This window comes from Paludibacterium denitrificans (assembly GCF_009707705.1).
In the GTDB taxonomy this organism is placed as follows: Bacteria; Pseudomonadota; Gammaproteobacteria; order Burkholderiales; family Chromobacteriaceae; genus Paludibacterium_A; species Paludibacterium_A denitrificans.
Genome location: NZ_WLYX01000001.1, coordinates 3,083,783 through 3,100,449, shown reverse-complemented (window position 1 = coordinate 3,100,449; position 16,667 = coordinate 3,083,783). Strand labels below are relative to the sequence as shown.

The 16,667-nt window shown below is 54.6% G+C and carries 30 protein-coding genes; 2 read left to right on the top strand and 28 right to left on the bottom strand.

What is annotated here, in order from left to right:
• Positions 1-10: 10 nt before the first annotated feature.
• The 18 genes from GKE73_RS20120 to GKE73_RS20035 form a co-directional block, all read right to left on the bottom strand.
• The gene (locus tag GKE73_RS20120; RefSeq protein WP_230371298.1) at positions 11-538 is read right to left on the bottom strand and encodes a hypothetical protein; all 528 of its coding nucleotides are present in this window, start codon (positions 536-538) and stop codon (positions 11-13) included.
• A gap of 10 nt (positions 539-548) precedes the next feature.
• Complete coding sequence (locus tag GKE73_RS20115) at positions 549-1,004, bottom strand: glycoside hydrolase family 108 protein (protein ID WP_230371297.1); 456 nt, start codon at positions 1,002-1,004, stop codon at positions 549-551.
• Positions 1,005-1,331 carry a hypothetical protein gene (locus GKE73_RS20110; protein ID WP_230371296.1) on the bottom strand — a complete coding sequence of 109 codons (327 nt, stop codon included), beginning with the start codon at positions 1,329-1,331 and terminating at the stop codon, positions 1,005-1,007.
• Between the two features lie 72 nt (positions 1,332-1,403).
• Positions 1,404-1,856: a hypothetical protein gene (locus tag GKE73_RS20105; protein WP_230371295.1), complete on the bottom strand. Its 453-nt coding sequence runs from the start codon at positions 1,854-1,856 to the stop codon at positions 1,404-1,406.
• Positions 1,857-1,866: 10 nt separating this feature from the next.
• Positions 1,867-2,709: a glycoside hydrolase family protein gene (locus GKE73_RS20100; RefSeq protein WP_230371294.1), complete on the bottom strand. Its 843-nt coding sequence runs from the start codon at positions 2,707-2,709 to the stop codon at positions 1,867-1,869.
• 29 nt (positions 2,710-2,738) lie between these two features.
• Positions 2,739-2,999 (bottom strand): tail fiber protein, encoded by a 261-nt coding sequence (locus tag GKE73_RS20095; protein ID WP_230371293.1) that lies wholly within the window; start codon positions 2,997-2,999, stop codon positions 2,739-2,741.
• 8 nt (positions 3,000-3,007) lie between these two features.
• The gene (locus tag GKE73_RS20090; protein WP_230371292.1) at positions 3,008-3,496 is read right to left on the bottom strand and encodes a hypothetical protein; all 489 of its coding nucleotides are present in this window, start codon (positions 3,494-3,496) and stop codon (positions 3,008-3,010) included.
• Between the two features lie 10 nt (positions 3,497-3,506).
• Complete coding sequence (locus tag GKE73_RS20085) at positions 3,507-3,677, bottom strand: hypothetical protein (protein WP_230371291.1); 171 nt, start codon at positions 3,675-3,677, stop codon at positions 3,507-3,509.
• Positions 3,674-4,183, bottom strand: a complete 510-nt coding sequence (locus tag GKE73_RS20080; RefSeq protein WP_230371290.1) for a hypothetical protein — start codon at positions 4,181-4,183, stop codon at positions 3,674-3,676. The genes GKE73_RS20085 and GKE73_RS20080 overlap by 4 nt, the downstream gene beginning before the upstream one ends.
• 191 nt (positions 4,184-4,374) lie before the next feature.
• A complete protein-coding gene (locus GKE73_RS20075; protein WP_230371289.1) occupies positions 4,375-5,019 on the bottom strand; it encodes a uracil-DNA glycosylase family protein in 645 nt (214 codons plus the stop codon).
• 168 nt (positions 5,020-5,187) lie between these two features.
• Entirely contained in the window at positions 5,188-5,379 is a 192-nt protein-coding gene (locus GKE73_RS20070) for a hypothetical protein (protein WP_230370749.1), read from the bottom strand.
• Positions 5,380-5,475: 96 nt separating this feature from the next.
• On the bottom strand, positions 5,476-6,492 hold the full coding sequence (locus GKE73_RS20065; RefSeq protein ID WP_230371288.1) for a hypothetical protein: 1,017 nt from the start codon (positions 6,490-6,492) through the stop codon (positions 5,476-5,478).
• A complete protein-coding gene (locus GKE73_RS20060) occupies positions 6,489-6,665 on the bottom strand; it encodes a hypothetical protein (protein WP_230371287.1) in 177 nt (58 codons plus the stop codon). The genes GKE73_RS20065 and GKE73_RS20060 overlap by 4 nt, the downstream gene beginning before the upstream one ends.
• A gap of 190 nt (positions 6,666-6,855) precedes the next feature.
• Positions 6,856-7,065 (bottom strand): hypothetical protein, encoded by a 210-nt coding sequence (locus GKE73_RS20055; RefSeq protein WP_230371286.1) that lies wholly within the window; start codon positions 7,063-7,065, stop codon positions 6,856-6,858.
• Entirely contained in the window at positions 7,065-7,208 is a 144-nt protein-coding gene (locus GKE73_RS20050) for a hypothetical protein (RefSeq protein ID WP_230371285.1), read from the bottom strand. The genes GKE73_RS20055 and GKE73_RS20050 overlap by 1 nt, the downstream gene beginning before the upstream one ends.
• A complete protein-coding gene (locus GKE73_RS20045) occupies positions 7,205-7,408 on the bottom strand; it encodes a hypothetical protein (RefSeq protein WP_230371284.1) in 204 nt (67 codons plus the stop codon). Before GKE73_RS20045 ends, GKE73_RS20050 begins: the two co-directional genes overlap by 4 nt.
• Before the next feature lie 136 nt (positions 7,409-7,544).
• On the bottom strand, positions 7,545-9,347 hold the full coding sequence (locus GKE73_RS20040; protein WP_230371283.1) for an Ig-like domain-containing protein: 1,803 nt from the start codon (positions 9,345-9,347) through the stop codon (positions 7,545-7,547).
• A gap of 127 nt (positions 9,348-9,474) precedes the next feature.
• Positions 9,475-9,978, bottom strand: coding sequence for a hypothetical protein (locus GKE73_RS20035; RefSeq protein ID WP_230369119.1), 504 nt, complete (start codon positions 9,976-9,978; stop codon positions 9,475-9,477).
• An 11-nt stretch (positions 9,979-9,989) separates the two neighbouring features.
• Between GKE73_RS20035 and GKE73_RS21850 the strand changes: the two genes are divergently transcribed.
• Both GKE73_RS21850 and GKE73_RS20025 read left to right on the top strand, forming a co-directional pair.
• On the top strand, positions 9,990-10,262 hold the full coding sequence (locus GKE73_RS21850; RefSeq protein ID WP_230371282.1) for a type II toxin-antitoxin system HicA family toxin: 273 nt from the start codon (positions 9,990-9,992) through the stop codon (positions 10,260-10,262).
• A gap of 50 nt (positions 10,263-10,312) precedes the next feature.
• The gene (locus GKE73_RS20025) at positions 10,313-10,729 is read left to right on the top strand and encodes a type II toxin-antitoxin system HicB family antitoxin (RefSeq protein ID WP_512698891.1); all 417 of its coding nucleotides are present in this window, start codon (positions 10,313-10,315) and stop codon (positions 10,727-10,729) included.
• Between the two features lie 29 nt (positions 10,730-10,758).
• Here GKE73_RS20025 and GKE73_RS20020 read toward each other — a convergent pair whose 3' ends face one another.
• The 10 genes from GKE73_RS20020 to GKE73_RS19985 all read right to left on the bottom strand — a co-directional run bounded on the left by GKE73_RS20020 (position 10,759) and on the right by GKE73_RS19985 (position 16,604).
• Positions 10,759-11,169 (bottom strand): hypothetical protein, encoded by a 411-nt coding sequence (locus GKE73_RS20020; RefSeq protein ID WP_230371281.1) that lies wholly within the window; start codon positions 11,167-11,169, stop codon positions 10,759-10,761.
• A 3-nt stretch (positions 11,170-11,172) separates the two neighbouring features.
• Entirely contained in the window at positions 11,173-11,463 is a 291-nt protein-coding gene (locus GKE73_RS20015; RefSeq protein WP_230371280.1) for a hypothetical protein, read from the bottom strand.
• A gap of 7 nt (positions 11,464-11,470) precedes the next feature.
• Complete coding sequence (locus tag GKE73_RS20010; RefSeq protein WP_230371279.1) at positions 11,471-13,147, bottom strand: tape measure protein; 1,677 nt, start codon at positions 13,145-13,147, stop codon at positions 11,471-11,473.
• Positions 13,054-13,338 carry a tape measure protein gene (locus GKE73_RS24325; RefSeq protein ID WP_280955043.1) on the bottom strand — a complete coding sequence of 95 codons (285 nt, stop codon included), beginning with the start codon at positions 13,336-13,338 and terminating at the stop codon, positions 13,054-13,056. Before GKE73_RS24325 ends, GKE73_RS20010 begins: the two co-directional genes overlap by 94 nt.
• Positions 13,329-14,378: a tape measure protein gene (locus GKE73_RS24320; RefSeq protein WP_280955042.1), complete on the bottom strand. Its 1,050-nt coding sequence runs from the start codon at positions 14,376-14,378 to the stop codon at positions 13,329-13,331. The genes GKE73_RS24325 and GKE73_RS24320 overlap by 10 nt, the downstream gene beginning before the upstream one ends.
• 102 nt (positions 14,379-14,480) lie before the next feature.
• Positions 14,481-14,774, bottom strand: a complete 294-nt coding sequence (locus GKE73_RS20000) for a phage tail assembly protein (RefSeq protein WP_230371278.1) — start codon at positions 14,772-14,774, stop codon at positions 14,481-14,483.
• Between the two features lie 58 nt (positions 14,775-14,832).
• Complete coding sequence (locus GKE73_RS19995; RefSeq protein WP_230371277.1) at positions 14,833-15,522, bottom strand: DnaJ domain-containing protein; 690 nt, start codon at positions 15,520-15,522, stop codon at positions 14,833-14,835.
• A gap of 21 nt (positions 15,523-15,543) precedes the next feature.
• Complete coding sequence (locus tag GKE73_RS19990) at positions 15,544-15,981, bottom strand: hypothetical protein (protein ID WP_230371276.1); 438 nt, start codon at positions 15,979-15,981, stop codon at positions 15,544-15,546.
• Positions 15,982-16,171: 190 nt separating this feature from the next.
• Positions 16,172-16,342: a hypothetical protein gene (locus tag GKE73_RS24315; protein ID WP_512698931.1), complete on the bottom strand. Its 171-nt coding sequence runs from the start codon at positions 16,340-16,342 to the stop codon at positions 16,172-16,174.
• Between the two features lie 85 nt (positions 16,343-16,427).
• A complete protein-coding gene (locus GKE73_RS19985; protein ID WP_230369110.1) occupies positions 16,428-16,604 on the bottom strand; it encodes a hypothetical protein in 177 nt (58 codons plus the stop codon).
• Positions 16,605-16,667: the final 63 nt, after the last annotated feature.

Sequence of the window (16,667 nt, the reverse complement as noted above, 5' to 3'; positions counted from 1 at the left end):
CACCACCCAATCACTTCCCAACCGGCGCCGACTGCGCCAGCAGTTCCGTCTTGCGCGAGCTGTTGGCCGTGCTGCCGAAGTAGTAGGCCGCCACCTGTTCAGCTTTGGCCGAGAGATAACCGATCACCGTCCCGGTCAGAACCGTGTCCGCATGCAGCTGGCCGAACAGAATACCGAAGGCCATGGCGATGAAGCCAAAGACGATGGTGTAGGCCAGCACACGCGGCGTGTAATCCTGTACGGCAGCTTCACGCTTGCGCGCGCTGTCCCGGTCATCGGCGGCGATTTCTTCCAGCTTCTGCAGGTTGGCGAATCCCAGTTCTTGCATACGGATAGCAAAATCCTGATCCGCTTTCTTCACCGCCAGCATCTGCTCTGGCGTAGCGCCGGACAGGGCAGTCTTGATTGCCTCTTCGGTCTTATCCGACAGCCCCAGCGCATCCGCGACCGCCGAGACTGCCATCCCGCCCAGCGGACCACCCATGGCCGTCCCGATCCACGGCGCCACCGTACCCAACAGGTTTTTCCAGTCCATCATTCCGCCCTCATCAAATTGTCAGCAATACGCCGCGCCCAGCCCTTACCAAAGGTTGGCCGGTCGCAAGATTCGTCATGAAGTTCAGACGCGCGCCATTGAACCGGGCCACCAGCATTGCACCGGGCATCGCCGCTACCGCCCGCAGGGTAACCGGACCAAGAATCCCATCAGCCGTGACGGCCGCCGCCGTTTGAAGCGTGGTAATGGCACGCTTGACCCCGGAGTTGACGGCCATATCGAACAGGTCAAAAGCCGCTGCCGGTGGAACCGCATCACAGCCCACCGGCTTCCAGAAGTCACGCAGATAGATGGCCTTGGCCTGATCCAGCGTCAGGTTCTTGATATCAACGCCCGGATAGCTCCGCTTGCTGATCCCGAATTTGGTTTCTCCACCCGGATCCGCCGGGTTGTTGACGTAGCCACCTTCATGACCAATCAGTGCCTCGAATGCTTCATCAAACGTCATTTACTTGCTCCCATATTTCGCGGCGACGACACCAATCACGGCGGCGCCACACAGCTTCAATACATCCCACATGCCACCGGCCGCTTTGCTGCCCAGCTGCTGCTGACGATCATTGATGTTGCGGATTTCTTCCCAAAGCGATTCCTGCCCACGCAGCAGCGCCGCGACTTGCACCTCCGCGGTGGCGATGCGCATGTTCTCTTTGGTTAACGCCTCCACGCTGTCAGCCAGCCGCTGCATCATCACTGCCATTGAGGACATTTCCCGCTGCAAGCTCAGCATCTGCTCTGTCAGTCGAGTGACCTGTACCTCTGATGAATCCCCCATGTCCGCCCCCTTCAGGCATAAAAATGCCCCACGTAAAAACGTGAGGCGTAAAAAAAACCGGCCGGCCGGGTGTTATTCTATAGTGCTTGCTGCAGTAAACAGCGCATCCAGCTGCTCATCCGTCAACCCAAGCAGCTGGCCAACCCCGGTGATAAACGGCGAGTACCGCTTGAATGTTTGGGCGTCTTGCCAAGCCAGCTTCAGCATCATGTCTGTCCCCTCGGCGGAAATGAATTCCTCCACCTTGTCCAGCAGTCCAGCCTGATACAGAGCGCCGCGCGCTTGAAAGCGGGTGACTTCCTGCGGAATAGCCGGTGACAGGTCTGGCGTCACTTCCTGTTTGACAGGATGCTCCGGCAACACCATCCACTGGCCGTCCTGATACCCGGCCACCTCGCTCCCTGATGTTGGTGGTACCGACGTTAGTGTCGAGTAGTGCGGGAGCGGTCCAGAAGAATCCAGCTGTTCTACATGGTCGAAGTACCACGCCGAATCGCAGACATACACAGTGATCAATTCCGGCATGATCAAGTCCTCACGTAAGCTTTGAGCTGGCTGATACGGCCATCCAGCGCGTCGATGTCAGGGACGACAAACTGGGTACCGGTGTCGTAGCTGTAACGCGGCCCGTCAGGGGAAACGCCATAGAGCTGTGCTGAGTTTGATAGGGCAACGATGACGCTAACGCGGCAGAACAGTTCGCAACGATTGAGGCGGAAAGAATGTGTTTGCTCCAGTGGCTACCGTCCTCCGACGTGATGGACAGGTAGCCGGTGCCAAAGGCGGCAAAGTAGCCATTACAGAAAACAACCGTATAGGCCGACGACATGTAGGGCGTCGGAAAGCCCGTCCAGTTGATCCCGTCCGTCGAGATGGCCATCCCGACGCTACCGGTGGCAACAAACACCCCATTGCCGCAGGCAATACCGCTCCAGTTTCCTGACAGCGGGAGCTTGCTGCCCAGTGTCCACGTCACGCCGTCTGGTGACGTGGCGCTGACAAGGTTGCCGAAAGTGACCGCCACGAATAGACCGTTGCCGTAAGTCATGGCATACCAGTTGGCCGATCCCGCTATCGCTCGCTGTGTCCATGTCACGCCGTCCGGCGACGTTGCAGCGATGGAGGTGTTATTGGCCATCGCTACGAAGACACCGTTACCAAACGCCAACAGCTTCCACGAGGTAGAAACCGGCATTACATGCGTCGTCCAGTTGATCCCGTCCGGTGACGTGGCCATGGTCGTCGTGCCGCTGGCGATCGCGACAAAAACGCCATTCCCATAGGCCACCGCTGTCCATGAAACACTTGCCCCCATGTTCCGCTTTGTCCAGGTCAGCCCGTCCGTTGACGTATAGGAATACAGGCTTGAACCTGCCACCAGTGCGATGAATAGACCATTGCCAAAGGTTACTGCTGACCAGTTTGAGGTCGGCATGGCACGGGAACAAGATCGCCAATGTTACTGGTCGGAATGTTCCCTAGCTTCCCGTACAGCGCTGGATAACTGCTTTGCAGGTAGGCCGAGCCATCACAGGGCAACCAGTCAGGGCCGGGGGCATCGGCGGAATAGAGAATGTCGCCCGACTTGCTGGCGCCTCGATCGAATAGCGCCTTGATTCTTGCCGCAATCTCTTGCACTACCGCAGACAATTCCTCTGACAGCAGCATCGCACCTCCTACAACATAGCGGTGTTAAAGACGGCCACCAGATCCACTTCCGGATTACCGATACCGATGTTCTGGCACGCTTGCAGCTTTTGGGTGGTGGTCAGGTTCTGCTGATCGGAAAAACTGACCCGATTCCCCACGGTGGACAGCAGGTTGGCCAAAGCGGTGTCATCGCTACCCAGCTTGGCTTCGATCTCTTTCAGCGTGTCATAGGCTGCACTGGCCCCGCCGAGAATGTCGTTCTTCAGCTGGGCAAGCAGATCGGTCACCTTGCTCGATGAGTAGACAGTGGCCGCACTGGCACTGGTATCGTCAATGGCCGCGCCACCGGATGCGGCGGCCGCTACTACGGTGGCCTGCAGCTCGTTGATGGCCGCCACAAGACTGGTCTTGTCGGTAGTGGACAAGGCAGCCGGGTTGCCGATCATGGTTTTGACTTCTTTGACCTTGGCGCCCATGGCTTGGGCAAGCGAGGTCAGTACGAGGTCTAGGCTCATGGGGTGATCCTTATAGTTGGGCGATGTTGAAAATCAGGGTGAGGTCGAGATCAAAGTCAGCGGTACCGGATGGACCGGGCGGGCCGGGGATTCCGATGACCGGAACAATCGGCTCTGGATCACTCACCGTGACGATTAAAGGTTGGTCATCGATGACAACAACCGGTGGACATTCCGTCATCGCGTTACGTCCTCCACGACATCGATCCGCATGTTCGAGAGGACCGTGCGCACCGTACCATCGGCATAGGTCAGTTCCAGCGAGGCGAAGACGGGCCCAGCGGGTAAGCCAGCCGTCACTGATGCCGAGGCGATCACGTCCACCGCACCATCCGTCACCGACAAACCACTGTTTAAAGTCAGTTCGGCCAACACCACGTCACTGGTTACTGCCTGACGAAACTGCATGCGTGCGGCGGCCACGCCGGACAGATCCAGTGGCGGTCCGTACTGGATCACCGCGGTGCCAGCAGAATAGGGCGGCCAGCCCATGCCGTTGATGTTCGTGATTTCCAGCGTGTCAGCATCCAGCGCCAGGCACTCAAGGAAGTCATCCTGCCGAGGCGGGCGGTTTCTGGCTGTCAGGCCGGGAAACATCCCTCCGATAACAGCCACCCGCCAGTGTGTCGGCAGGCCATGACCCGGCACCACAAGCCGGACATTGTCATGACGGCTGTCCATGGCCATGATGGGCGCGGTTTTAAGCTGTCCGCTCTCAAGCCGGATCTGGCGACGCCGGTATCGCCGCGAATAATTTGCATAGTTACTCCGGGCATAAAAAAACCCGCCGAAGCGGGTTTGGTTTCATAAATCTGTTTGTCAATTACATGGTGCAGATTTTGTACTGGTCATGATGTAGCCAAAAACATATTTTTATTCTATTCCAGCCAAATAGCATGCTTTGTAGTGATGGCTGCGGTGATTGAATTGAAATGTTTACGAAGAAGTTGGCCGTTATGGGAAAAAAGCTTGCTGTAATACCCCCAACTTCCTGTTGGGTGAGGAATTCCAATTACAGCTTCGCGTGGGTAAAGAAACGCAAGTGCCTTCCAAGCATCACGTCCTATGCCTAAAATAAGCCACTTATTGTTATGATTAGACAACGATAATAATCCATCTATCTCGTTCTTTAGATAAATACCTGAACAGAAGTGTAGCGTCTCAACGCATGGATTATTTTTTTTATTTCGATTTTCACATTTGGCAATTTCTGTCCAAAGAATATTGGTTCTATTGAGCTGCTGAATGAGTTTTCGTAGTCTTGAATGGTATTTGTATGTGTTTATGCTTTTTTTGTGCCAATTAGTCACGCTTTGATAATTTCTGCCGTGATGTTTAAAGTAATGTCGATAGTGATAACGTTCTTTTGTGCCACTTTCACCCGGGTTAAGGCCGACGACGATAACTCCTAATGCGGCATTGGAAATAGAGGTCGAAGTTCCAACTGTTGGGTTGCCATAATCGTCTATTGCTTCTAGAATTATCCCGCGAGGGACAATTCCTTTTCTAGGATTGTTAATCACATCTTTACACTGATGCGGACAGTTAACCATTTTTCGCCCAATAGGGTAAATTATCTTCGTAATCATTTGTTAACTTTGTCTGATATATTATTTTTATAATATACATGAAAATATAATAAATGACAATTGCGTTTTATGCCTTTTGTTATAAGAATAATAAAGTCAAAACTACACAAAAAACACGCTCTGATCATTCGGGTTATCTGACAGGAAGATCCTGTCCGGGGAGATAGCCCGGACATAGCTGGCGTTGGCGTTCTTGCGCAGGATTTTGTCTTCGGGAATGACCTGCTGGGTGGTCAGGTCGTAGTAGACGTGGTGGTCGACATGGCTGGTTGACTCACTGATCGTCAGCGGCATGACATTCAGGGTGTGGCTGCCGTCCGAAAAACTACCGGCATTGATATCACCGGTGCCGATATCAATACCGATCAGGCTGTGCGTGATTTCCAGCGCTTAAGGCAGGTCAAAACTGTCGGTGCCGTATGGCAAGATTTCCCCGGTATCTTGCCGACGCGACCAACCATCCTCTGCATTTTTCCGATGAAAATCAAACGAAATGGACCCGATTTTCTGGCTGAAGGTGTAGTCCTCCAGATAGTAGCCGTACTCGACAATGTACGGCGTCCCCATCGGGTGGCCCGCCCCGTCAGAGGTCGGATACGTAAGCTCTTCCCTGACTTTGACCATTTCGACGGTACCGGTTGTTCTGACATAGAAGTCGACCGGTACGACTTTGCCCGCTTCACTCAGGGTATAGAGCGGCCCTTTGTAAAAATACGTCCATCCCCCTTCTTCTACGTCAACCCGCACCCGTCCAAGCTGTTGAATCGTCATCGTCACATCGTAGCGGGTCTTATTGATGCGGTACGGGTCGCTGACATTGTCCGTACGGGCCACGCTGGTCACGTTGACCTGGTAGTAATAGCGCCGGGTGCTTCTCAACAAGGCCGTCTTGCCATCTTTTGAGGCCATGACCCACTCGTAGTCGCTGTCATCGTCCTCAGTCTTGGTGATGGTGCTATGAACCACGACGTTGGGCTGGTAGGTGTACTCCCGGTCATCGGCGTAGCCTCCCGCCCCAACCGTGAGTTTCAAGACTTCGCCGGGAGCGATGGGGTACAGCCAACAAAGCCATCCACCACCAAGACGATGCTTGCCGCCATACACCGACATCTGCGGCCCGGATGTCCAGATATCGTTTCGGGCACCGGGCACGTTTTTAGGGGCGTTCGGTACCGTGGTGACATTCATGTACACGGGGCTGCCACCAGTAAGAAATCCACCATAATTATTCAGTTTGCAATCAAACGGATTGATGCCCTTCCATGGGAATGTTTGGCCGTCATCGCGGAATAGTGTTCCAGTGGTACCAAACCCGGTGATGCTTGAATATGGGGCATCTTTGTCTGGGGTAACGACGACATACCCACCGCCAATGAATCCGTATTGGGTCGGCTGGTCGATCATCATGCCCCCTGTTTGAAGGTGATGGTGACGGGTGACCCAGTGGGGTTTCCGCTGCTGTTTGACTCGGCAATGGTCAGGGTTTTGATCGGCACTGTTCCAATCCGGAACAGCCCGTCATGGGTAAAGTAAGGCGTGGTGTCGGTGGTGCTGTCGTAGAGCGTCCGGCCAGTTTCCACATAAGCGGCGGCCAGTCCCGCCGACGTCTGGCCAGTCCCACTACCTTCCGTTGCCTTGCCACGAAAAATCCCACCCGGTATGCCACCCGGGCCAGCAGGAGGAACCGGAAGCGTGGATCCGCCCGGCGGATCCTGCCTACCAGTGCCTTGGCCACCTCAGCGGCATCTTGTGCGCTCATGCGTGCCATCGTCACACCTCGTAGATCAGATTACTTTGCAGTGTCAGCTGGTACTCGCCATCGCCCAGTCCTGCATCATTGATCTGCACCCACAGCGGCTGCATGCCGGATACCACCTGTCCGAGGGCTAGCGTCTGGCCACCACCAGCCAGCCCTGACAGCGAGGAGGCCAGACGGATTGATGCCTCGGGCAAGGGCGCCACGGCGACAGCGTTAACCACTATGTTGCTATCCACCGTGGGCAAGGCTGTTTTGCTGCCATCCGCTCCCACCCATACCGGCGGCAGGCACCGCCAGACAGCACCAGGCTGTCCAGCGGTTGGCGGCGCTCTTCATCCTGATAGAAACCAAAGGTCAGGCTCATGCACGAATCTCCAGCTCATCAACAGGAATCGCTACCTTGACGGTGTAATCAAGCTCGCGCTCGACAGCATCGGTGACAAACACCGGGATGGTCGGCACGGCAATGGCCACCTCATGCGGATAGCCTGATGACGCGTCACCACTGGCACCGGTCACGTACCCGGTCGTGCTGTCACTGTAGCCATCATTGCCTTCCGGCATGTGCCAAGGTCAGCGGTGTCATTCTGTGAAAGGTTGGGCAGGGAAGCCATCTCCGGCGCATCCAGCGGGTCAGACTCGGCTGTTCCGGCACCAATCAGCCCGGAGACAGCCAGCTCCACCTCAACAGTGGCCTTGCTTAAGCAGACAGATCGTAATGCTCGGTCAGCCGGTAAACCTTCCCGGTCGCCCCCAGCACCGCACTGTCGATACGAATCGCACGATCCAGATCCACAACCGGGTTGGCGGGCAAACCGAACTTCACGCGCGTTGCCCGGTGCGATAGCAGAATCTTGCGCCGAGCAATGGCCGCCAGCGTTTGCAGTGCCAACGTGGAATCCGCACGGCTCGCCCCGGCCAGATCAACCAGATCCGCAGAGGTGTTTTTGACGTCAGGAAGCATCGTCGTCGAGTCGACCCATGACGAGGCGTCAAAGCCACCGGTGGCATCCAGTGATGCGGTTTGCCCCTGCTGCTTGAGATTGCCCAAGGCGGTAATGCTGTCCGGTGCCGTCACGGTAATGCGCCAGCGCTCGGTCAGGGCCTGTACCACCCGCTTGGCAATAGCGATCACCGCCGACTCGCAGCGCGGATCGTCTTCGACTTTTCCCGTGTAATCGTTGCGGTACCAAAGCACGGCGGCGGCATCGCTCGGAACGGTTTCACCGTCATGCAGATTGCCGCTGCTGTCGATATATCCGACATAGTGCTGGCCTTGCAGCGGCGGCGTGTAGAACTCGGAGAGCAGTTTCCAGCCACTACTCTCGACCGCTGACTTGAACAGGCTTTTTTCTGGGAGCTTGTAAGGCTTGCCGTTATTCCCTTTGGCGTACTCGGCATAGCTCATTCCCATTGACCAGGTATAGGTGCGGCGGTACTCATGCAGGCGAGGGTAGCGATACTGGAACGAGCAGTCGGTCACCACCTCCTGAGCCGACTCACCAGTGATGGCCGAACCTTTACCGTCACGCGCTACCCGGAATGGCGTTCCCCACATCACGCATGAGACGGCGCCAGAGGTAAGTGTCACTTTCGGGGTATACCGACCATCAGCCAGTGGCTTCGCTACCTTGACCGACCAGGTCCCACCGGCACCAGCCACCGCTGCCAGCTTTTGCCCGGCCAGCTCCACCGTGATGGTCATGCCGGGAACCGCTGTCCCGCTGATCGTCGGCATGGTTGCCATCGTGACGGCTTTACCGTCTGACAGCTGGCAGATAGACGTAGTGCGGATATCTTGCACTGACTTGTTGTCGTTGGTGATGCAGTTGATGACGGACTGTCGGGCAACAGGATGGATGGTTAGCGACCCATCCAGCACCTGCGCATCCGTCACCACCAGACTTGGCGACAAGCCCGCCCACGGTGTCAGGCGGGGATTGCCATAGACATCCAGATCCAGTGCGGCCGCGACGGTGGACAACCGGTCATTGGCGTACTGCAAGCTGTCGGCATAGCGTGGAAACACCGCACGCGACCAGTAACCACCAATCAGCGCATCGATATCCGCACGACTGGATCCGGCCAGCATGTCACGACGGCCATCCGTCGCATGCAGCGTGATCAAGCCGTTGTCAGGATCGAAATCCGGTACCGCAACGGTTCCGGTAAAACGCCGCACCCACGCGGAAGCGGCTGTTGGCTTGACTTCAATCCGCAACGACGCCCCAGCCAGCCCAGCCAGCGTGTCACCCTGCGAGACCAGCTTGAGCGAGGCAACACGAGACATCGACTCTTCCGCCTCGATGACCACCTCACCGGTGATCCGGTCCGAAACGTCGGCACCACCCAGCTGGACACGGATATCCCGGGCTCCGGCATAGTCACTGACGGCATGGCTGACCGTCACCGATACCGGAAGGGATACCGTTTCACCGGTAATGGATTCGCCGCCAGCTGTGCCAAAAGGCGCTTGGCCAAGCGTAGTCAGGCCGAACATCATGAGACGACTCCAACGCTTCCCGATGCATCAAACCAGACTGTTTCACCCGTTAGTTTTGTGGTTTGCAGTACGACATACCCAGCGGCAGTGTAGTAGCACAGAACAATCAGCCCGCTATCACCACTTTCTACTGCTTAAGCAGCTGAAAGCCAGAGCCGTCTGGATTCATCATATACGGGCTAAACCCGCCAATGCAGGCCCATGTCCCATTGTTGATGACATAGGTGATGCACTCGGGAGACCGGTTAGCCAGCAGCTGCATATCAGCGGCCATCAGCGGCAGGTATACCCGGCTTCCTGATGGAATCGTCATGCTGGCATCGGAGACTGCACCGGTCGCCATATCCGGCATGTCACCCCAGCGGATAACATCGCCTTCGGCATATAGCGAGAAGGGACGACGATAGGTCGTGCCATCTTCGCTGTCCCACTCGATCACCACGGTGGCAGTGGTACCGGGCCGCATTTTTAGCTGGGTATCCAGACCGATCCAGTCAGTCAGAACAGCACTGCTCATACCGTTTGGCGTCCAGTCAGCTGCTAGCGTGGTTTCCCACCCATCCAGATAAATAGACCGTCCGCTAATGGCATGGGTAAGCGGGGAATACGCATCATTCGGGAGCAGAGACATGGCAATTTCCTGTGGCAATAAAAAATAACATTTCTGTTATTTTTGCCTTGCCAAAAGTAACACATATGTTATTATTAACCCATGACGAACAGCATGGAGGACGGATGAAAAACAGTGAGTTCATCAAGTGGCTACAACAGCAGGGCGTCACGATGAAGCCCGGTAAAGGAAGCCACCTGATTGCAACGCTAAATGGCCGATCGATTGCAGTGCCAAACCATAAAGGCAAAGAAATCGCAAACGGAACGGCCAGAGGGGTTAAGAAAGCACTAGGACTCAAGTAACAAGGGAGGGGCGAAAGCCCCTCTATCATCCGCCCGACGAAAGGCAAGAAATGTTGAGATATTCGGTTAAATTAACCACCGATGAAGATGGCGTGAATGTTGAATTTCCGGACGTTCCTGAAGCCCTGACCTATGGAGCAGACAGGGAAGAAGCACTACAGCATGCGACGGACGCCTTGCTGACGGCTTTCATGATCTATCAGGATGACAGAAAGTCGTTTCCCGTCCCGGCATCGCATGGCGAGGACTTTATCGCGCTCCCCATCATGGCCTCGCTAAAAGTGTTGCTACACAACGCCATGATTGAGAAAGGTGTCCGTAAGGTCGATCTGGCCAGGATGACAGGCTGGGCCAATCCACAGATCGAGCGGATTCTTGATCCTCGCCACCAGTCCAAGGTGAACTTGATCGAAGAAGCCCTGCGCCATCTGGGCAAAGGCATCGTTGGTAAAACCGTCGATCTGTAAGAAACAAGCCCCGAGAATCGGGGCTTGTTTTATTCCTCCTCAAGCGTGATCGACCAGGTATACCCGGCATTTCGCACATCACCGCTATCGCTGACGGTGAGATAGCCGGTCAGCCGCGGCCAATACTGGTAGCCGCCTTCCATCTCAAACCCGGGCAGATCCGGCCGTTCGCTCACGACAGTTCCGATCGGAACGACACGCGGAACGATGCAGTCCAGTGTGTGAGGGACGGCTGTATCCAGTCCGGCCAGCGGCGCCGGTATCCAGCCCCCACCTTGCACCGTCGTCTTTAACCGCTTCCAACGCGCTTGCGATACTGCCTTGCCAGAGCGCGTGCGGAGCAGGGTTTTACCGCCGATTTCTTCATAGCTTTGGGACAGGTCTAACCCTGCCAGAATGGGGATCGGCACCCCATCCAGCATCAAGGTTTGGTCATTCATGCGTTATCCCTGTTTGAGATTGAGCATCCGGGCGGCAGCGGTCAGCTGGCTGACGGCATCCTCACTGCCGTGCATCGTCACCGGATCGCTGATCCCCGGAAGATGAATGTTGATGGGCGTCAGCGCTGCCGGTGTCGCCGGGCGCGACAACTGCTCCGGATCCGGCAGGTTCAGGTTGTCAGTGAAGGACGGGAGAGACCCGACCAGTCCACCGGTAGCAAACTTCGGCAACCGGCGCTGGTTGATCGCCTCCATCAGCTCGGGGCCGTAATGGCCGACGGCTGACGCTGTCATCACAAACTCACCGTTGGATAGTCGAGACAGGATGCTGTCTGACGTCCCCGTACCCGGGCCAGAAATCAACCCACCCTCGGCATTGGCCTGAATGGTCGGCAGGGGAATAGGGCGTGGTAAGCAAGCCAACATCCTTGCGGGCATCCGTCAGGTACTTCCCATCCGGCCCGACAAATTGCGTCGGGATCTGAATGGGTCGCTGGTGCGCGGCTTGCTCAAAGCTGGCCATCAAGCTCTCCAGATCCCGCATGCCTTTTTCGGTATCGAAGCCGATCTGCAGGTTTTTCACCGACTCGGCCGCCTGCTTTAACGACTCGATCTTCGCCATGACTTCTTGCAGCTTGTCTTTGGCAGAGTTTTCCGTTTTGGCATCAAAGCCATCCTGCAAGGAGCCAGCGCTCTGGTTCATCCAGTCATATTCGCCCTTGGTGATCTTCCCGGCCTCACGAAGCTTGTCGATCACGTCAGATAGTGACTGGAATTGCTTTTCCGCCGCCGCGGCGTCTTGTCGGTACTTGCGCAGATCCTCATCTTTGCCGGACTGCTTGTAGGTGGCGAGGCTGTCTTGTGCCTTGCGGGACAGGGAAGAGGCTTTAGCCTGACCTTCAAAAAAGTCTGTCGTCCCCATGTCCTGTGGGTCTTTGGCCTTTTCTGCCGGATCCGTGCCTTTCTTACCGGCCCAGGCGTCCTGATGCTTCAACCGGGTGTCGGTGGCCTGCTTGAGCAGATCGTTGTACTTGTCGTACAGCTTTTGCTCTTTGGCCAGCGATTCGGCCAGGTTGGCCAGCTGCCCCTTACGCACGCCATCGACTGTCTTGCTATAGCGCTCCTCAATCTGCAGGCGGTTAGCCTGATACTTTTCCAGATCCTTAAGGGCTTTGGCATACAGGATGGTGTTATCAAACCGCTTTCGATACTCCGCGTCTTTCTCCGGATCGCCCCCCTTGTCCATGACGGTCTGGTACTGCTGCGTCGCCATCTTGTTATTGATGTCATGCGCCCGTTTCAGATCATTCTGATACTTTGCGAGGTCTTCTTTTGAGTAGCCAGACAGTTGGTCCGGAGTCAGAACAGAGGTTTCACTACCCGAGCGATTGTCCTTTACCCCCTGACGCTGCAGATCATCGATTTCCCCCATTAGCTTCAACTTGCGTTGCAACTTTTCATTCTGGATGTCGAGAACCGTGTTGATGGCAGAAATCGCGGCTACGGCCGCCGTGATACCCACGGTGGCGAATGTCAGCGTCGTCAGGGATGGAATCTTGCTGAGCAGGCCGAACAAACTGGAAATCTCTGAAGCCGCCCCGGCCATTCCGGATTTGTTGAGCGAAATACCGATGACCGTTTTGACAGAGGCGGCCGTCTGCAGGGCCGTCAAGGCACTCGAGATACCTCCCAGCCAGATAATGGCTTGCGTCAGGATTTTTGCGCCAAGCCACGTCTCAACAAGCAGCTTGATGGCCTCGGAATGCTGATTCACGAAGCCCACCGTCACCCGGCAGATTTCGCCGATGGCATTGATGGCCGTGGCAATGTTGTGGCCAAGTTGCACCGCCGTTCCATCCGCAAAAGACTGCCGAATGGCATTCATCAGGATCGTGATCTGCTCTTTGGCCGCATCCATCGGGCCATTTTTGGAAATCTCAGCCAGAAACTGCTCCCAGATATCCTGCAGATTTGACACAACACCTTGCCGGTACTGACGTTAGATGCGGCGGCTCCCTTGGCATCATCTTCCATCGCGGCGATCAGCTGACGGATGCTGTCCCGGCCAAGCTGGCCACTGGCGGACAGGGTCTGCAGCTCGCTGGCGGATTTGCCGATTTTTTTACCGAGCAGATCCCAAACCGGCACCCCGGCTTCAATCAGCTGCAAGGCTTCCTCACCCTGCAGTTTTTCTTTCGACCAGGCTTGACCCGGGCGAGGGTGATCCGGCCCAGCGTCTCCTGACTTCCGCCAAGTTTGGCGGCCTGATCGGACGCGGCTTGCAGCGCACCGGACATTGGGTCGAGGCCGAAGTTTTTCAGCTGGGTATACGACTGCGTCAGCCCCTGAACACCGAACGGCGTATCCAGTGCCATCTGTTTCAGCTTGTCCATGGCGCCAGCACCGAGTACGGCGGACTTCTCGACATTGTTCAGCTGGGTTTGCAGCATTTCGTACTGACCGCCAACCGTCAGCACCGATTTTGTGGCGTTAATGGCTGCCGTCAGTGAAGCCATGGCGGCAATTGTTCCCAAGACCTCGGACTTGATGTTGCTGAACAGCCCAGCCTGAATAGGCTGCGCAAGTTGACCTCGTAGCTCGGTAACGCGTTGCTGCATGGCCATTGCCGCGTTGGCTTGCTCGGACCAGCTGAGTTTTCCGCTCGTTACCAGCCGTTGATAAGCTGCCTGCACCTGATGGATCTGCTGCTCCACATCATGTGCCGACTGTACCCCAAGGATTTGGCGGGCATCGTCGACCTTGCGGGTTGAATTCAAGCGCTGCGTAACGGCCGCAATTCGCTGCGACATGGCCTCTTGCTCAGCAGCAAGGTTCTTCGTATCGACCCCGGCCGCCTGTAGCTCATGGCGCATGTCCTGCAACGAGCCACGCGTCTTGCCCATGCGGGTTTCAGCCTTGGTCAGCGCCTTCTCGGTCGCTAGCAGCATCTTCTCCATGTCCCGGCCCGGAGACTCTGACTGGGCGATAGCCTGCCGCAAGGCATCTGCTTCCTTCTTCAGTTTGAAGAACTCCGCGGCGGCAGTCTTTGCGTCCTCTTTCAGCTTATCAAACAGCTCCATACGAGCCGCACGGGATGACATGCCGGACAAAGCGCCCTTGAACCGGCTTTCAGCAGAAACGACTTCTTTCAGGAATGGGGAGGCGTCACCAGACATAACCATGCGGATAAACATGTCATTGCTTGCCATGGGAAGCCTCCTCAACAGCTGTCATGAAGTAGGAATAGGGATAGGAGAGAACATTTGTATGACCAAGACGGGTCATCGCGGCCAGAACGGTGTCAAACGCCTTCAGGCTCTTGCCCGGTCGAGTTTTTCGAGCCGTTCTTTCAGTTCGAAAAAACCCGGGTTTACCTCCTTGGCTGCATCAAGCACGGCTTGCAGATCGGAAGGCGCCATGCTTTCCATGTCTTCTTTCGACAGGTTACTGATATCTGCCAATTCGGTCAGCGAACACTCACCCAGCATCAACGAATCAACCAGGTCTACCGGTGGTTTCATGAAGAGGTCACGGACCTGTTTCACCGTCAGTTCACGGACAATCACCTCTTTACCGTCATCGAGGGTAATCAGCTTTTTAAGCATGGAAGCTCCAAATAAAAAAGCCACGAATTTACGTGGCTTTTTGTGTGATTAAAAAATGTTATTTAAATTTATTTTGTTCTGAAAATTTAAATGGATTATTTATTATTTTTTCCATTCTTTCTTTAAACTCTGTTTTTAACTTGTGCGCCTTATAAGCAGGGTAAGCAAAAAGCAGTGTTGTTATAATTGCAATGATTATTGTTGTTAATAGTGGATTTGCGTATCCATATCTGCGTCGACTCGCCATATATGAGCAGTAACCATATGGCCACAGCAACATTATTCCCAAAAAGTTTATGAACGGTGGCAATGGATCGTTTTTTGTTTTAATTGAATTTTTAGACTCTTCAATTGCTGCAATTATACCTGTTGAGCATACCATTAATGAAAATAAACAAATTATCATGTTTTCCATTAGGAAAAACTGATTAACAAATGAAGACATAAGAGTTATTGCGCCTGAAAAAGATATGGGCAAGCACAGCAGAAGAACCCCATAGTCAACATTCTGTTCATACATTGGCTCAATTTCAATGCGTCTTGTCTCAGTATATTGACTGAGACTTACATCGTATTCTTTACGCTTGTTACCGTCCTGAAGAACTTCAATGGCATGTCTAATCATTGACATGTCGTATTGTGAAGGGGAAGCCGATGATTTTTGTTCATCAGCCTTTTTCATTATGGCGCTTTTGATCTGCTCATCGCTTGCCGACTGATCAACACCAAGAAAATCATACAAGTTCATTGTCGTTTCCAGTGATGGCTTTTATTTAAAATACCGGCAATTGTTCTGTGATAGATGAAGCTTTAGCCTGTTTTCGTATTCTGACGAATATCCTGTTACTCTTTTATTTTCACGAACACGGTCTAATTCATTATTGAAGTACTGGCATGCGTTTTTCCTTGTTTCTTCCGCAGCCGATTTATATTTACGATCGATTTCATCCATGCGGCGCTGATAGTTCCGCTCAGATTCCTCAGCATGGATACGGTCAACAGCCCTATCCATGTCATAGTGATCTTTTCGTGTCAGCTGATAGGTGCTGACGTTACCGTTTATCCTGGCATCGCCGGTACCAGCCTGGCACTGGGTATCGGAGTAAACGGTTTTCCCACCCACGTTGCATTTGTAGACGGCAAATGAAGGGGCTGAGGCTGTCGCCATGGCGATGGCAGCCACAAGAAGGTGCGTGGTGTTCATCATGTATTCCTGCTTGTAGTTATGCAGCAAGAATACATGACAAACGGTTATGAGAAAAAGCCCATCCTTGATGAACTAACCAATAGATCCGTTAAACCTTGGTATCCATCACCACGACGAAGTAGCGAGACTTTAAGCTGGCTGCGTCTTATCCACCAGCGCAGACCCCTTGATCTTCAGCGTGGCAAAGTCATCACCGATCAAATCCAGGGCTTTCAGCAAGCGTCGGCTTGAAGCGATGTACGGTGACGTCGACACTGGCGCCAGACTGCGCGTCGTTCATACCTTCAAAGATCAGGGTGTATTCTTTGCCCATGGCCGTCAGGGCTTCGATTGTGGCCTTGCCTGTTGCATCATCAACGATGACCGTACTGTTCAGGGCCAGGCCGATGTTGGCTTAAGCGACAGTTCGCGCAGATCCATCTCGACGCTGACATCCTTGATGCGCGTCATCTTGTTCCGGTACCACCACCGCCATTGGTGTAGTCGGTCAGCGTTTTTTCATCAACGCTCATCTTCAGAGACAGGGCAGAGCAGTTACCGACGGGTACCGGATCGGCATCAGCAAGCTTCAACTTGACAGCACCACAACCGACATAGCTGTATTCTTGAATCGGAGCAGACATTTAGCGGGTCCTTACATAAAAAACCCGCTGATAGCGGGTTATAGGCAAAAAAATCCCGCCAAG

What these genes read in the sequence shown, in the direction of transcription:
- GKE73_RS20120 (WP_230371298.1), bottom strand. Translation starts at nt 538, where the DNA reads ATGATGGACTGGAAAAACCTGTTGGGTACGGTGGCGCCGTGGATCGGG.
- GKE73_RS20115 (WP_230371297.1), bottom strand. Translation starts at nt 1,004, where the DNA reads ATGACGTTTGATGAAGCATTCGAGGCACTGATTGGTCATGAAGGTGGC.
- GKE73_RS20110 (WP_230371296.1), bottom strand. Translation starts at nt 1,331, where the DNA reads ATGGGGGATTCATCAGAGGTACAGGTCACTCGACTGACAGAGCAGATG.
- GKE73_RS20105 (WP_230371295.1), bottom strand. Translation starts at nt 1,856, where the DNA reads ATGCCGGAATTGATCACTGTGTATGTCTGCGATTCGGCGTGGTACTTC.
- GKE73_RS20095 (WP_230371293.1), bottom strand. Translation starts at nt 2,999, where the DNA reads ATGCTGCTGTCAGAGGAATTGTCTGCGGTAGTGCAAGAGATTGCGGCA.
- GKE73_RS20090 (WP_230371292.1), bottom strand. Translation starts at nt 3,496, where the DNA reads ATGAGCCTAGACCTCGTACTGACCTCGCTTGCCCAAGCCATGGGCGCC.
- GKE73_RS20085 (WP_230371291.1), bottom strand. Translation starts at nt 3,677, where the DNA reads ATGACGGAATGTCCACCGGTTGTTGTCATCGATGACCAACCTTTAATC.
- GKE73_RS20080 (WP_230371290.1), bottom strand. Translation starts at nt 4,183, where the DNA reads ATGGCCATGGACAGCCGTCATGACAATGTCCGGCTTGTGGTGCCGGGT.
- GKE73_RS20070 (WP_230370749.1), bottom strand. Translation starts at nt 5,379, where the DNA reads ATGCCGCTGACGATCAGTGAGTCAACCAGCCATGTCGACCACCACGTC.
- GKE73_RS20065 (WP_230371288.1), bottom strand. Translation starts at nt 6,492, where the DNA reads ATGATGATCGACCAGCCGACCCAATACGGATTCATTGGCGGTGGGTAT.
- GKE73_RS20050 (WP_230371285.1), bottom strand. Translation starts at nt 7,208, where the DNA reads ATGAGCCTGACCTTTGGTTTCTATCAGGATGAAGAGCGCCGCCAACCG.
- GKE73_RS20045 (WP_230371284.1), bottom strand. Translation starts at nt 7,408, where the DNA reads ATGCCGGAAGGCAATGATGGCTACAGTGACAGCACGACCGGGTACGTG.
- GKE73_RS20040 (WP_230371283.1), bottom strand. Translation starts at nt 9,347, where the DNA reads ATGATGTTCGGCCTGACTACGCTTGGCCAAGCGCCTTTTGGCACAGCT.
- GKE73_RS20035 (WP_230369119.1), bottom strand. Translation starts at nt 9,978, where the DNA reads ATGTCTCTGCTCCCGAATGATGCGTATTCCCCGCTTACCCATGCCATT.
- GKE73_RS20025 (WP_512698891.1), top strand. Translation starts at nt 10,313, where the DNA reads ATGTTGAGATATTCGGTTAAATTAACCACCGATGAAGATGGCGTGAAT.
- GKE73_RS20020 (WP_230371281.1), bottom strand. Translation starts at nt 11,169, where the DNA reads ATGAATGACCAAACCTTGATGCTGGATGGGGTGCCGATCCCCATTCTG.
- GKE73_RS20015 (WP_230371280.1), bottom strand. Translation starts at nt 11,463, where the DNA reads ATGACAGCGTCAGCCGTCGGCCATTACGGCCCCGAGCTGATGGAGGCG.
- GKE73_RS24320 (WP_280955042.1), bottom strand. Translation starts at nt 14,378, where the DNA reads ATGGCAAGCAATGACATGTTTATCCGCATGGTTATGTCTGGTGACGCC.
- GKE73_RS20000 (WP_230371278.1), bottom strand. Translation starts at nt 14,774, where the DNA reads ATGCTTAAAAAGCTGATTACCCTCGATGACGGTAAAGAGGTGATTGTC.
- GKE73_RS19995 (WP_230371277.1), bottom strand. Translation starts at nt 15,522, where the DNA reads ATGAACTTGTATGATTTTCTTGGTGTTGATCAGTCGGCAAGCGATGAG.
- GKE73_RS19990 (WP_230371276.1), bottom strand. Translation starts at nt 15,981, where the DNA reads ATGATGAACACCACGCACCTTCTTGTGGCTGCCATCGCCATGGCGACA.
- GKE73_RS19985 (WP_230369110.1), bottom strand. Translation starts at nt 16,604, where the DNA reads ATGTCTGCTCCGATTCAAGAATACAGCTATGTCGGTTGTGGTGCTGTC.